This is a genomic window from Nonomuraea deserti, assembly GCF_004348685.1.
Classification (GTDB): domain Bacteria; phylum Actinomycetota; class Actinomycetes; order Streptosporangiales; family Streptosporangiaceae; genus Nonomuraea; species Nonomuraea deserti.
The window spans coordinates 1-13526 of the sequence record NZ_SMKO01000244.1 but is presented as its reverse complement, the minus strand read 5'-3'; the positions used below and the strand labels follow the sequence as shown (position 1 = coordinate 13526).

General features: G+C 67.8%; 14 protein-coding genes, 1 tRNA gene and 1 pseudogene. 9 read left to right on the top strand and 7 right to left on the bottom strand.

The genetic code is table 11. The features are described 5' to 3' along the window. Window positions 1-433, bottom strand: a pseudogene (locus E1292_RS45355) (ThiF family adenylyltransferase); the annotation flags it as partial. A 242-nt stretch (window positions 434-675) separates the two neighbouring features. On the opposite strand from E1292_RS45355, the gene E1292_RS45350 reads away from it, so the two are divergent. From E1292_RS45350 to E1292_RS45340, 3 genes are all read left to right on the top strand, one after another. Then, window positions 676-1458, top strand: a complete 783-nt coding sequence (locus E1292_RS45350; RefSeq protein WP_132605987.1) for an enoyl-CoA hydratase/isomerase family protein — start codon at window positions 676-678, stop codon at window positions 1456-1458. A gap of 67 nt (window positions 1459-1525) precedes the next feature. Continuing rightward, a complete protein-coding gene (locus E1292_RS45345) occupies window positions 1526-2041 on the top strand; it encodes a M48 metallopeptidase family protein (protein WP_220447382.1) in 516 nt (171 codons plus the stop codon). Continuing rightward, window positions 2038-2622, top strand: a complete 585-nt coding sequence (locus tag E1292_RS45340; RefSeq protein WP_132605986.1) for a glycosyltransferase family protein — start codon at window positions 2038-2040, stop codon at window positions 2620-2622. Before E1292_RS45345 ends, E1292_RS45340 begins: the two co-directional genes overlap by 4 nt. A 1-nt stretch (window position 2623) precedes the next feature. Here the strand turns inward: E1292_RS45340 and E1292_RS45335 are convergent, their stop codons facing one another. The 3 genes from E1292_RS45335 to E1292_RS45325 are packed head-to-tail and all read right to left on the bottom strand — an operon-like array spanning window position 2624 to window position 5405. Next, entirely contained in the window at window positions 2624-3610 is a 987-nt protein-coding gene (locus E1292_RS45335; RefSeq protein WP_132605985.1) for an endonuclease/exonuclease/phosphatase family protein, read from the bottom strand. A 32-nt stretch (window positions 3611-3642) separates the two neighbouring features. Beyond that, a complete protein-coding gene (locus E1292_RS45330; protein WP_132605984.1) occupies window positions 3643-4197 on the bottom strand; it encodes an NUDIX hydrolase in 555 nt (184 codons plus the stop codon). Further along, the gene (locus E1292_RS45325) at window positions 4194-5405 is read right to left on the bottom strand and encodes a zinc-dependent metalloprotease (RefSeq protein ID WP_132605989.1); all 1212 of its coding nucleotides are present in this window, start codon (window positions 5403-5405) and stop codon (window positions 4194-4196) included. Before E1292_RS45325 ends, E1292_RS45330 begins: the two co-directional genes overlap by 4 nt. A gap of 130 nt (window positions 5406-5535) precedes the next feature. Here E1292_RS45325 and E1292_RS45320 point away from each other — a divergent pair, with 130 nt between their 5' ends. The 6 genes from E1292_RS45320 to E1292_RS45295 all read left to right on the top strand — a co-directional run bounded on the left by E1292_RS45320 (window position 5536) and on the right by E1292_RS45295 (window position 12000). Then, window positions 5536-6609 carry an NAD-dependent epimerase/dehydratase family protein gene (locus tag E1292_RS45320; RefSeq protein ID WP_132605988.1) on the top strand — a complete coding sequence of 358 codons (1074 nt, stop codon included), beginning with the start codon at window positions 5536-5538 and terminating at the stop codon, window positions 6607-6609. Window positions 6610-6713: 104 nt separating this feature from the next. Further along, window positions 6714-7139, top strand: coding sequence for a molybdenum cofactor biosynthesis protein MoaE (locus E1292_RS45315; protein ID WP_132605983.1), 426 nt, complete (start codon window positions 6714-6716; stop codon window positions 7137-7139). Between the two features lie 10 nt (window positions 7140-7149). Beyond that, window positions 7150-8196, top strand: coding sequence for a YlbL family protein (locus E1292_RS45310; protein ID WP_132605982.1), 1047 nt, complete (start codon window positions 7150-7152; stop codon window positions 8194-8196). Window positions 8197-8360: 164 nt separating this feature from the next. After that, window positions 8361-11288 (top strand): UPF0182 family membrane protein, encoded by a 2928-nt coding sequence (locus tag E1292_RS45305; RefSeq protein ID WP_439331954.1) that lies wholly within the window; start codon window positions 8361-8363, stop codon window positions 11286-11288. A 54-nt stretch (window positions 11289-11342) separates the two neighbouring features. Next, window positions 11343-11419: transfer RNA gene (locus E1292_RS45300), tRNA-Met, on the top strand. Window positions 11420-11658: 239 nt separating this feature from the next. Further along, on the top strand, window positions 11659-12000 hold the full coding sequence (locus E1292_RS45295; RefSeq protein WP_246090806.1) for a group II truncated hemoglobin: 342 nt from the start codon (window positions 11659-11661) through the stop codon (window positions 11998-12000). A gap of 12 nt (window positions 12001-12012) precedes the next feature. Here the strand turns inward: E1292_RS45295 and E1292_RS45290 are convergent, their stop codons facing one another. The 3 genes from E1292_RS45290 to E1292_RS45280 all read right to left on the bottom strand — a co-directional run bounded on the left by E1292_RS45290 (window position 12013) and on the right by E1292_RS45280 (window position 12934). Beyond that, a complete protein-coding gene (locus E1292_RS45290; protein WP_132605980.1) occupies window positions 12013-12249 on the bottom strand; it encodes a hypothetical protein in 237 nt (78 codons plus the stop codon). Between the two features lie 5 nt (window positions 12250-12254). Continuing rightward, window positions 12255-12443, bottom strand: coding sequence for a hypothetical protein (locus tag E1292_RS45285; RefSeq protein ID WP_132605979.1), 189 nt, complete (start codon window positions 12441-12443; stop codon window positions 12255-12257). Between the two features lie 89 nt (window positions 12444-12532). Then, entirely contained in the window at window positions 12533-12934 is a 402-nt protein-coding gene (locus E1292_RS45280) for a hypothetical protein (protein ID WP_132605978.1), read from the bottom strand. Between the last annotated feature and the right edge of the window lie 592 nt (window positions 12935-13526).

Genomic DNA, 13526 nt, shown 5'->3' with positions numbered 1-13526 from the left:
CGGCAGCGTCAGAGTTGTATAAGAGACAGCCATAGACCCGCACCCGCCTGTCCCTGCGCCGCTCCAGCACTGCGATCCCGCCTTCCGGCGAGGTCGAGGCCAGATCGAGGGCGTCGAGATCCGGCCGCAATCGGTCTCGCTCGGCCAGCGGGAGGTCACGCAGGGCGCCAGGGCCTGCGGAGGCGTCGTGGAGTGCTCCTTCCAGGACGAGCTGGTCGAGCAGGGAACGGGCTCGGTCTTCTTCGAGACCTGCGCGGGCCGCCTCGCGCAGAACCCGCTCCAGGTCGCGGGTGCCGTCGAGACTCTCGATCCATGCGCGGACCTGGCGGGTCAGCCCGCTCAGCATGACGGCCCTGAGGGGGTGCACACCGAGCTGGAGGGTGTGCTCGTCGCGGATGATGCGCCGGAGGGCGGGCTTCACACGTGGCCTCATGGCGGGAAGGCTCGCACGCGACGGCAAGATCCCGTACGGATTCCTCGGTGGCTGTGGATAACCACGGACCTGCCGGAGCGACTGTGGACAACCCGCCGCTTCGACCTGTCCCCCGGGAGTTCGTTCCGAAGCAGAACCGCCCGGTCCGGCGGCGCGGGCGTGGAGACGGTACGGGCGTGGGGATCAAGGAGGAGCGTGGGGCCAGTACGGGCGTGGGGATCACCCGGGTTACGCTTCCCGGCATGACCGAGCTCCTGGTTGATCACCATGACGACGGAGTCGTCCTCGTCACCCTCAATCGCCCCGACATGCGCAACGCGATGACCGACGCCATGACCGCCCAATGGCGCGCGACGATGTCGTCGCTGGCCAAGGACCGCGACGTCCGCTGCGTCGTGATCACCGGGGCGGGCACCGCGTTCTCCTCCGGCGGCGACCTGTCGTGGATCGGCGATCGCGGCGCGGAGGCCGTGCCGTTGTTGCGCGACCGCATGCTCGACTTCTACCGCACCTGGCTCATGGTCACCGAGCTCGAGGTCCCCACGGTCGCCGCAGTCAACGGCCCCGCCGTCGGCGCGGGTCTGTGCGTGGCGCTGGCCTGTGACCTCGTGTACGCCGCCGACGACGCCAAACTGCTGGCCCCGTTCACGTCGCTCGGCCTTCATCCCGGTATGGCGGCCACGTATTTGCTGCCCAGAAGGGCGGGCACAGGCCTGGCGCGGGAGATGCTCCTGGCCGGCCGTACGGTGACAGGTGCGGAAGCATCGGTTAAAGGGCTAGTAAATGAATCTTTCCCGAAAGATGACCTTATGTCGGAAGTACGGTCCATCGCCGGGAAGATCGCGAAGAACGCACCCATAGCCACAAGACTCACGAAAGTAGCCCTGAACCAAGACCATCAGGACCTGGAAGCCGCGTTGAGGTGGGAATCCCTGGCACAGCCGGTGACCATGGCATCGTCCGACATGATCGAGGGCCTGGCGGCGCATCGGGAAAGGCGCGTGCCCAAATTCACCGGCTCTTAATCATCTGACCAGCAGAAACAACGTCCACCCTCTGTGGAATTTCGTCAGTCTCGGCTACCGTGCATATGTGCCCCCCGAGACAGTCGAGGTTCGTCGCAGTTCTCGTCGCAGGCGTACGGTCTCCGCCTACCGCGACGGTGACAAGACGATCGTGCTCCTGCCCGCCTGGCTGAGCGGCGAAGACGCGGATGAATGGGTGAGCCGGATGCTGGATCGGCTGGCCGCGAAAGAGCGCCGGCGACGGCCGACGGACGAGGCTCTGCTCGAGCGGGCCAAGGAGCTGTCGGCCAGATATCTCGACGGCAAGCCCGACCCCGTGAGCGTGCGCTGGGTCGACAACCAGCAGCACCGGTGGGGCTCGTGCACCCCGGAGAACGGCACGATCAGGATCTCGACCCGGATCAAGGGCCTGCCAGAATGGGTCATCAACTACGTGATCATCCACGAGCTGGTGCACCTGCTGGTGCCCAGCCATGGCCCCAAGTTCTGGGCGCTGGTAGAACAGTATCCGAAGGCGGAGCGGGCGCGCGGGTTCCTTGAGGGATTCTCCGCCGCGGCCCACACGGCACCGGAGGAGTGTTGACGCGCATAGCCGCGGTCCTGGCACGACGACGCATGTCGCAGGCGGCGCCCCCGGGCGTCGACCCGGCGGTTTTCCTCGAGGCGATGGCGGAAGACACCTACGAGATGGTCGCCGGGCTGGAGCTCGTCACCCCGGTCCTGATCACCAGCGTGCCCGAGCTCGACGAGATCGTCTGGCCGGGCACCGAGGTCATCGTGATCGACGAGGACGAGCCGCTGAAGAGCATCCTCGCCCGCCTGGACGCCGACCAGGCCGCCGTGATCGCCGCGGACGCCCCTGATCTTCCTCCGCTGCTGGTCGGGAAGTTGTTCAGGGAGCTGGGCAGGGCCGAGATCACGATCTGCCCGGCGGAGCGCGGCGGAGCCGTGGCACTGGCCTGCGCGCTTCCCGCACCCGGCTGGGCCGACCCCGACCTCGACGACGCCGACGTGGTGGCCACGTTGCGCGCCCAGGCTCCTGGGCCGCGCAGGGTCGCCACCACCCCAGGCTGGCACCGCCTGCGCACCCGCGACGACGTCGAAGGCCTCGACCCCGGCCTCGAAGGCTGGGACAACACGCGAGCCCTGATCGCGGCGCGCTGACTCAGGGCACGGTGAGCTCGGCCAGCAGGGCACGATGGTCGGTGCCCGGCACGTCGTGCACGCTGACCTCCTTGACCCCGACCCGCTGGTCGACCAGCACGTGATCGATGGTGATGATCGGCGGCACCCGCTTGTTGGCCGGCCACGTGGGGATCAGGCCGGCCCCCACCTGGTCGGCCGCGTCTTTGTAGCCGCGAGCCAGCAACGAGCGCATGGGCGCGTGGTCGATGGAGGCGTTGAAGTCGCCCGCCAGGATCCGCACCCGCTCGCGCGAGGCGGAGGGGAACGCCGCCAACGCCTCGTTCCAGTCGGCGTAATTACGGCCTAGCGGCGGATAGGGATGCGCGTCGACGAACTCGATCGGCGCACCGCCGGGCACCGAGACCAGCGCGGCCGGCATGCGGTGCCCGATCTGCGGCATCACGTCGGGCAGCTCCTGCATCGGGTACTTCGAGTAGAGCCCGCTGCCCCCGGCGCTCCACTCGGCTTCCAGCACCCGGTGCGGCATGATCTCCTTGAGCCCGGCCGCGTCCAGGTCGGAGACGGCCCCTGGCGTCAGCTCCTGCGTGCTCAGCACGTCGGGGCCGAACTCCCGTACGAGCCGCATGATCGTCGCCACGTCGGCCCTGCCGAACAACATGTTGATCGTCATGACCTTGAGCGGCCGGCCCGCCGTGGCGTCCGCGGTGCCCAGCGCCCTGGGCAGCACGCTGAAGCCGAGTGCGGTCGTGGCGAGCAGCGCGACGGCGGTCGCGGCTCGCTTGCGCCCGACCGCGGCGATCAGCAGGGGGATCAGCGAGCCCGCCGCCGCGTACGGGGTCGCGGTCATGAGCTGCGTGGGCAGTGACCCGCGCTCCAGTCCGGCCACCCTGGCGAGGGCCCAGGCGGCGAACGGGGTCACGGCCAGCCAGGTGAACGCCGTCGCCGGAAATCTGCGCCGTTTGCGTTCCGGCACCACGATCGTGCCGCCGACGGCGGAAGTCTCCACGCAAGCCCCCTTTGGAACGACCCAAGAGGACTCTAGCCAAGTGCTCGCGAGCCGAGCGCGTCCCGTCCGCGCGCGGCCAGTCGCCGCGTCGCCTCGTCGGACAGCTCGGGGATCTCGTCGACAGGGAACCAGCGCAGGTCGAGCGACTCCTCGCTGATCACGGCCTCGGCCCCCTCGGGGGCCACGGCCGCGTACTCGACGTCGAGATGCCAGCTGTGCGGCGGATGGCACCACACGACGTGCTTGTCGACGGCGAGCGGCCCGGGAAGCAACTCGAGCCCGGAGATCCCCGACTCCTCCCATGCCTCCCGCAGCGCCGCGTCGGCGAGCGACACGTCGGAGATCTCACAGTGGCCACCCATCGGCAGCCACATCTTGGCCTTCGGATGCAGGGTGAGCAGCACCTGGGAGCCGTCGTGCGACAGCACGGCCGTCGTCGCCGTCAGATGCCCCGGCACGCAGGCGCGCATCATCGCGTCGTCGTGGGTGCGAAGGTGCTCGAGGAACTCCGTGCGCAGCGCCTCTTCCTCGGGCGTGGGCGCCGTCCAGCCGGACAGCACCGCCACGGCGTCGCCGTGCAGGCTCAACTCCTGCCGTCCTCACCCTCGTCGTCCGGCTTGGCCTCCAGCTGGGAGATGTCCCAGGCCTGCTCGCCGCGTACGAACGCCTCGGGGTCGTCGAGGTCGGCGGCCGTCGGCATCAGGTCGGGGTGTGACCACAGGCCGTCGCGCCCGTCGACCCCCCGCTCGCTCTCCAGCGCGCGCCACAGCGCGGCCGCCTCGCGCAAGCGCCTGGGCCGCAGCTCCAGCCCCACGAGGGTGCCGAACGTGAGCTCGGCGGGACCGCCGGTGGCGCGCCGCCTGCGCACGGTCTCCGCCAGGGCCACGGCGGAGGGCAGCTTGCCCTGGGCGGCCTGGTCGACCACGGTGGCCACCCAGCCCTCGACCAGGGCGAGCATGGTCTCCAGCCGCGCCAGGGCGGCCTTCTGCCGCTCGGTCTCCTCGGGCTTGAGCAGGTTGCCCCCGCTGAGCGCCTCCTGGATGGCCTCGGGGTTGTTGATGTCGAGACCGCGGATCTGCTCTTCGAGGGCGGAGGTGTCGACGGTGATGCCCCTGGCGTATTCCTCGACCGCGCCGAGCAGGTGCGAGCGCAACCACGGGACATGCTGGAACAGCCGGTGGTGCGCGGCCTCACGCAGCGCCAGGTAGAGCCTGATCTCGTCGGACGGCACTTCGAGGCCCTCGCTGAACGACGCGATGCCGCCGGGCAGCAGCGCGGCCGTGTCGGACAGGGGCAGCCCGATGTCTGTGGTGCCGACCACCTCGCGGGCCAGCGAGCCGATCGCCTGCCCGATCTGCTGGCCGACCATCATGCCGCCCATCTGCTTGAGCATGCCCATCAGCGGCCCGGCCATCTGCTGGGCCTCGGGAGGCAGCCCCGAGCCCCCGAGCGCGCCGCCCATGGTCTCGACCATGCGTTCGGCGATGGGCTCGCAAAGCTTTCGCCAGATCGGGATCGTGTTCTCGATCCACTCGGACCGGCTCCAGGCCTGCGGCTTGGACACGCCGCTGGGCAGCGTCGTCGCTTCGTTCAGCCACAGGTCGGCCAGGCTGAGCGCCTCGACGATCTGCCGGCGCTCGCCTTCCATGACGCTCGGATCGCCCTCGGCGGCCACGGAGTGCCGGGCGATGTTCTTGGCCATGTCCCAGTTGACAGGGCCTGAACCCTGCGGCGCCGACAACATGTCGGCGAACTGGCGCATCGCCTGAGCCATCTGCTCAGGGTTGCCGAACATGGCGAACGGGTTCTCGTTAGGGTCGTTTTCGCGACCTGGCAGGTCAGTCACCGCTCTACCTCGTGCAGGATGGAGGAGTCCACATCCGCCACGTTAGTCGTCCTACGGCGGATCAGTGCAAAGTGAGGACCTGGTGCCTACCTCGAAACGCCCGCGTCAACCCGTCGTAGCCGTCACCGGCGCGGCCTCCGGCCTCGGCCGCGAGCTGCTCGCTAGGCTCGTATCCTCCGCGGATTTCCGCAGGGTGGTGGCCATTGACGAGCAGCGCGGCGACGTCGGTGAGGCCACCTGGAGAGTGCTCGACGTACGAGATCCGCTCTTGGCGAACCGCATCTCCGACATCGACGTCCTCGTTCATCTGGCCGGCGACTACACCGTCGACTCCGACCCCGGCGAGCGGCGCGCGTACAACCTGCGCGCCGCCCAGACCGTGCTGACGGCCTGCGCCGCGGCGCGCGTCCGCCGCGTGGTGCTGGTCACGAGCGCGATGGTGTACGGCGCCGCGCCCGACAACGAGGTGCCCCTGCCCGAGGACGCCCCGGTCACGGCAGAGCCCGACACCGGCGTCGTCGGCGACTTCCTGGAGATCGAGTCGCTCGTACGCAGGTCGCTGCGCAGCCATCCCGGCCTCGAGGTGACCGTGCTGCGCCCGGCCGCGGTGGTCGGCCCCGGCGTCGACACGGTGATCACCCGTCACTTCGAGTCGCCCAGGCTGCTGACCGTGAAGGGCTGCAGCCCTCACTGGCAGTTCTGCCACATCGACGACCTGCTCTCGGCGCTGGAGCTGGCGGCGCGCGGAGCCGTCACGGGCGTGGTGGCGGTCGGGTGCGACGGGTGGATGGAGCAGGAGCAGGTCGAGGAGATGTCCGGCATCCGCAGGTTCGAGCTGCCCGCGGGGTTGACGTTCGGCACGGCGCAGCGCCTGCACCGGCTCGGCATCACCCCGGCGCCCGCGACCGACCTGCACTACGTCGTCTACCCGTGGGTGGTCGACTGCACGGCGCTGCGCGAGGCGGGCTGGAAACCGGCGTGGACCAACGAGGCGGCGTTCGAGCAGCTCCTGGAGCTGCGCGAGAACAGGACGACCGTGGTAGGCAGGCGCCTGCCCGTCAAGGAGGCGACGCTCACCGCCGCCGGCGCCACCGTCGCCGTGATCGGCACCGCCGCGATCGTCCGCCAGGTGCGAAAGAAGAGGCGCCAGTGAAAGCGGTGGGAAAACTCCCAGGTGATCTGCTGCAACGTGCCTGACCAGGCACGACATTGGAGCGGCAGGCCAGCGGGCAGGTTTCTTGTTGGTAGTCTCTTTCCGTGGACGTCATCCGGTTGCTCGGCATTCGTGAGACCCCGCTGTCCGTGGACGAGGTGCTGGCCGCCGTGGGCGACCACGCCGCCGGCGGCACCACGATCTTCGTGGGCACCGTCCGCGAGCAGGACCACGGAAAGCCGGTGACCCGGCTCTCCTATTCGGCGCACCCCTCGGCCGAGGCCGAGCTGCGGCAGGTGGCCGAGAAGGTGGCCGCCGACTTCCCCGTGACGGCGCTGGCCGCCGTCCACCGTGTGGGCGACTTGGCGCTGGGCGACACGGCCGTGATCGTCGCGGTGGCCGCGCCCCATCGTGACGAGGCGTTCCAGGCCTCGCGCCGGCTGATCGACGATCTGAAGGCGCACGTCCCGATCTGGAAACACCAGTCATTCGCCGACGGCGAGACCGAATGGGTCGGTGCCGGCGAATAGGCTTTCCACCATGTCACGACGCGCCCTGACCCTGCTGCTGTCGGGGTTCCTCGTGCTCGCTCTCGGCGTGGTGGGCGCGTTCCAGGAGGTCCCCTACGTCGTGCTGAGCCCCGGCCCGACGGAGAACACCATCGGCGAGGTCGACAAGAAGCCCGTGATCTCGGTCAAGGGCCGGCAGACCTATGCGACCAAGGGCGCGCTGAGCCTGGTCACGGTCGCCTACCAGGGCGGTCCCGCCGCCCAGATCGACCTGCTGACCGCGTTGCGCGGCTGGATCGACCCGACCGTCGCGGTGGTGCCGCAGGAGACCATCTTCGCTCCCGACCGTGACCCCAAGGAGGTCGAGGAGGAAAACACGGTCGAGATGTCCAACTCCCAAGACTCGGCCACCGCCGCCGCGCTCAACGAGCTCAAGATCCCCTACAGCATGGTCGTGACGGTCGTGTCCACGGAAAAGGGCAAGCCCGCCGAGGGCAAGCTGCGCAAGGACGACGAGATCAACTCCGTCGACGGCAAGCCGGCGAAAAACGTCGACGTCGTGGGTGACGCGGTCAAGGCCCACAAGCCGGGCGAGAGCGTCGTCTTCAACGTCACCAGGGGCAAGGAAAAGCTCGACGTCACCGTGCCGACGATCGCGGGCCCGGAGGGGCAGACCCTGGTGGGCGTGCTGATGCAGGCCAAGTACAAGTTCCCCTTCGACGTCGACATCAACGTGGGCGACGTCGGCGGGCCCAGTGCCGGGCTGATGTTCTCGCTCGGCATACTCGACAAGCTCACCCCTGGCGAGCTCACCGGGGGCAAGCGGATCGCCGGCACCGGCACCATCCAGCCGACGGGCGAGGTCGGGGCGATCGGCGGCATCGCCCAGAAGATGGTCGGGGCGAAGGATTCGGGCGCCACCGTCTTCCTGACGCCCGCCGACAACTGCGCCGAGGCCATGAAAGCCGTCCCCGACGGTCTCCGCCTGGTCAAGGCCGACACTCTCCACAACGCGGTGCTGGCGCTGGACGCGCTGCGCACGGGTAAGGGCAACGTGCCCGCTTGTGACGCTGGATGAAACTTTCGGCAAGGCCCGTGCGTTAGTCGTAGGGCTGGCACAGCGGTGTAGGTTGCCAGTCACGGACCGATTTTCATGACGACGAGGGGTTGGCCTTGAGCTTCCGGACCCCAGGAGCCGGCAGGGCGATGCGCTTGCCCCGCCGACCGCGACTGCTTCTGCCTGTGGCGATCGCCCTTGTGGTGATCGTTGCCCTGTTCTTTCTCTTCTCTGGTTTTTACACCGACTACCTGTGGTTCGACGCGACGAACTACACGTCGGTCTTCACCACGGTGCTGCTGACCAAGATCGTGCTGTTCCTGGTCGGAGCGGCGCTGATGGTCGGCATCGCCGGCGGCAACATGTTGCTGGCCTTCCGGATGCGGCCGATGTTCGGGCCCGCGGTGTTCGGCGGGAGCAGCGGCGCCGACCGCTACCGCATGGCGCTCGACCCCCACCGCAAACTCATCTTCATCGTCGGCATGGGGCTGCTCGCGCTCTTCTCCGGCTCCTCGTTCGCCGGCCAGTGGCAGACGTGGCTGAAGTTCATCAACGGCGAGGCGTTCGGCAAGCTGGACCCGCTGTTCAAGAAGGACATCTCGTTCTTCATGTTCGACTATCCGTTCATCCGGATGGGGCTCAACTTCCTGTTCACCGCGGTGATCATCTCCATCATCCTCGCGGCGATCACCCACTACCTCTACGGCGGGTTCCGCCTGCAGTCGCCCGGCGTCCACGCCTCCAGGGCCGCCCGCACGCACCTGTCCGTGCTGCTGGGCTCCTTCCTGCTGCTCAAGGCCGTCGCCTACTTCGTCGACCGCTACGGCCTGGTCTTCTCCGACCGCGGATTCGTGCACGGCGCCTCCTACACCGACGTCAACGCCGTCCTGCCGGCCAAGACCATCCTCGCGATCATCGCCCTGATCTGTGCCGCCCTGTTCTTCGCCGGCGTGTTCCGGCCCGGCGGCATGCTGCCCGGGGTCTCCGCGGGCCTGCTCGTGCTCTCGGCCATCCTGATCGGCGGCGTCTACCCGGCGCTGGTCGAGCAGTTCCAGGTCAAGCCCAACCAGCAGGGTAAGGAGTCCCCTTACATCCAGCGCAACATCCAGGCCACGCGAGAGGCGTACAACGTCGACAAGACCGAGGTCGAGACCTACAACGCCCAGGCAGACCCGGCCAAGGTCGACACCAACGGCGACGCCTCGGTCTCCGGCGTGCGGCTGCTCGATCCGGCGCTCGTGTCCTCGACGTACGAGCAGACCCAGCGCATCCGCGGCTTCTACAGCTTCGCCGACACGCTCGACGTCGACCGCTATCCCGACAACACGGGCAAGCTGACCGACCACATCGTCGGCGTGCGCGAGCTGACCAGCCCGCCGCAGGACCAGAACAACTGGATCAACCGGGCCCTGGTCTACACCCACGGCTACGGCTTCGTCGCCGCGCCCGGCAACCAGGTCGACTCCAGCGGTCTGCCCGCCTACGACGCCAAGGACATGCCGGTCACGGGCCCGCTGGTGAACAGCGCCAAGCTCAAGGAATCGCGCATCTACTTCGGCGAGGACCCCTCGTCCTCCGAATACGTCATCGCCGGCGGCAACCCCAACAACCCGCAGGAGCTCGACTACCCGGAGACGGGCGGCACGGGCCAGAAGAACACCACATACACCGGCAAGGGCGGAGTGCCCGTCGGCTCGTTCATCAACCGGCTCGTCTACGCCGCCAAGTACAGCGAGGCGAACATCCTGCTGTCGGGCGACATCAACGACAACTCCAAGATCCTCTACGTCCGTCACCCGCGTGACAGGGTCGAGCAGGTCGCGCCGTTCCTCACGCTCGACGGCAACCCCTACCCGGCGATCATCGATGGGCGTGTCACCTGGATCCTCGACGGTTACACGACGTCCAACGACTACCCCTACTCTCAGAGCGAGAGCCTCGGCGACATGACGCGCGACACGTCCACCGACCGTCGTGTGATCGCCCAGCAGCCGCGCGACCAGATCAACTACATCCGCAACTCCGTCAAGGCCACGGTCGACGCCTACGACGGCACGGTCAAGCTCTACGCCTGGGACAACAACGACCCGGTGCTCAAGACCTGGAGCAACGCCTTCCCGGGCGTCATCCGCCCGGCCTCGGAGATGAGCGCCGACCTGCGCGGCCACGTGCGCTACCCGGAAGACCTGTTCAAGGTGCAGCGCTACACGCTCTCGCGCTACCACATCACCGACCCCGCCGCCTTCTACAGCGGCCAGGACTTCTGGAACGTCCCCAACGACCCGACGCAGGGCGAGCAGAACGTCAAGCAGCCGCCCTACTACCTGACCACCACGATGCCGGGCGGCTCGCCGACGTTCTCGCTGACGACGACCTTCGTGCCGCGGCAGGGGCCCAACCTGGCGGCGTTCATGGCGGTCGACTCGTCGTCAGGCTCCGGATACGGCCGGATGCGCATCCTCCGCATGCCGTCCAGCACGCCCATCCCGGGCCCCGGCCAGGCGCAGAACGCCTTCCAGAGCCGGTTCGCGGGTGAGCTCAACCTGCTGGGAGTCGGTGCGTCCTCGGTGCGTTACGGCAACCTGCTGACGCTCCCGTACGCGGGCGGCCTGGTCTACGTCGAACCGGTCTACATCCAGGTGGCCGCGGGCGGCGGCCAGGAGCCATACCCGATCCTGCAGCGCATCCTGGTGTCGTTCGGCTCCAAGATCGGTGTGGCCCGCACGCTGGAGGAGGCGCTGCAGGAGGTCTTCGGCGGCGAGCAACAGCAACAGCAACAGCAGAACGAGCAACAAACCCAGCCCAACCAGGCCAACACGGCGCTCAACTCGGCGATCGCCAACGCGAAGAAGGCGTACGACGACGCGCAGAAGGCCCTGCAGGCGAGCCCGCCCGACTGGGACGCCTACGGCGACGCCCAGAAGCGGCTGGAGGAGGCCCTGAAGACGCTGGAAGGGGCCAACAAGCAAGAGCCGGCGCCCACGGGCACGCCGAGCCCTTCACCGTCGGCCACGCCGTCTGCGACGCCCACAGGCACCAGCTCGCCGCCGGCCTCAGCGCCGCCGTCAGTCGCCCCGTCACCCTCCGGATCACAGGCGGGAGACACCTCTTAGCGCAATCAATTTGCGCCCACCCCGCGCCGCCGATACGCTTATAAAGCACGACGACGCGGGGTGGAGCAGTTCGGTAGCTCGCTGGGCTCATAACCCAGAGGTCGCAGGTTCAAATCCTGTCCCCGCTACCAAAGAAAGTCCTCGGTCGCCGGATCACCCGGTGGCCGGGGACTTTTTCGTTTCTCCCGAAATGTTCACCGCCCAGCCTGGTCTCGTTGTCCACTCATGTGATTACATCATTACATGTCTGAGGAGGCACTTCCCACGATCTACGAATAGGCCGGCGGAGTCGACGCCCTCGAGCGGTTGACCGAGACGTTTCTACCGCAGTGTCGTCAAAGACGACCTGATCGGGCCACTGTTCGCAGACATGGACGCCGATCATCCGAAATATGTGGCGATGTGGCTCAGCGAGGTCTTCGGTGGCGCCGACCGGTACACCAAGGAGCGCGGCGGATACCCCAACATGCTCCGCCATCACCTGGGCAAGGCGATCACGGAGCCGCAACGCCGCAGGTGGGTCAGCCTGCTCATGGACGCTGCCGACGAGGTGGGGTTGCCGGACGATCCGGAGTTCAGGGCGGCGTTCGCCGGCTACATCGAGTGGGGCAACCGGCTGGCCGTACAGAACTCCCAGCCGGGCGCGGAGCCTCCGCCGCAGGCGCCCGTGCCCAGCTGGGGGTGGGGAGTGGCGCCGCCGTACCAGCCTTGAGCCGGCCGGGGGTCACCGGTTCCACTCTTCCGGGTCCGCGTAGGCGTCCGGCTCGTCGAGCGGGTTCACGTACGTGTCGGAGTCCCGGAGGTCCTCTTCACTGACCCAACGCGAGATGCCCCGTGAGACCTCGTCGTCGATCTCGGTGACGCGGTGCAGATAGGGCAGCCGATCGCGGTACATGTCGATGATCGACAGCTGGAGGTCGTCCCCCATGTCCTGGCCGATCTCGTAGAGGTTGTCGTCCATGGCGCTCAGGCCTTATTGATCATCTGGATCGCCTTCTGCACGGCCCAGCCGAGTAGCACAAACCCGAAGACGACCTGCACGACGCGCATCCACAGGGACGAGAAGTGGTCGGCGTAAACAACGATGCCGACCCACATCAGGCCGAATATCCCGACGAGGAGGATTGCTGCCCAGTTCAGCCCTCGCTGCCACATATGTGCAGTCTTGCAGCCGGTCCGCCAATGGCGGGTATGCCGGGAGTCGTCATCGGGTCACCGCGGCGGGGCCCTTTTGGCGGGTCGGCTCAGCGGGGGAGCGTCCTGCCCGTACCGACGCAGCGCCGCAGGCGCACGCCGCGCCGACGGAGCCGCTGAGGTGACTCCTCCAGGCACGCGAGCAGCGCGGCCGCTGTCGTGGCGTCGGCAAGGACGCGTTGCACCGTCTCGTCGCCCTGAGGCAACTGGCCGTGTTCGGCCAGCTCGTGCTTGAGGAACGCCATGGGATCCGGCGCGTGCGTGGCGTCGGCGGCCACGGTCGCCCGTGCGGACGTCAGCAGGCGCAGGTAGTGGGTGCGCAGGATGGCCTCGCGCATGCGGGACTGCTCGAGGTCGTCGATCAGCATCCTGGCGATGCTCAGCAGGTCTCCGGCTTGGGTCGTCTCATCGGCGAGGAAGGCGCGGATGTCGTCGAACTCCGAGCGGGTCATGGCGGACACCTCCGAGAGCGCAGTCTGCTCGTAGGTACATTCGTACCGGCAGGCGATTGCGGATGGCTTGCCGTCGGCTTGCGCCGCGACGTCGCCAGGGGAGTTCATCGGCGAGGTTTGGGCGTCCGCTGGCAAGGGAAGAACCATCCGATTACCTCAGTGGGCCGAAGCAGGCGCCACAGGCTGCTAGAGTTGCTTCGCGCAGGGCGGTCTGGAGGTTCCTCGGAGCCTCGGAGATGCCCGGCAAATCCCACTACCTTCAAGGTCGTCCGGCATGACTTCGCATCAGTTCGGACGGGCTGGTAAGTTAGAGGGGTTGTCTCCGAAAGGGGGCGGCGCTTAATTCCCGCAGGTTGTGCAGGTCCGGTCAATTTGACAGAGACTTGAACGGCTGGAAGAGTTAAGACACAACGAAATGAACGCCTCTGAGCGAGGATCCCGGGTTCGGGGTTTTGGTGAGGATGGACGCGTGCGTTTCTTGAGAACTCAACAGTGTGTTAAAAGCCAGTGCATGATGCACAACCCCGTCGACCGACATGGTCGGTTTTGACGGATTCCTTTATTTAGTTGGGTTCAGACCTTTTTTGGAGAG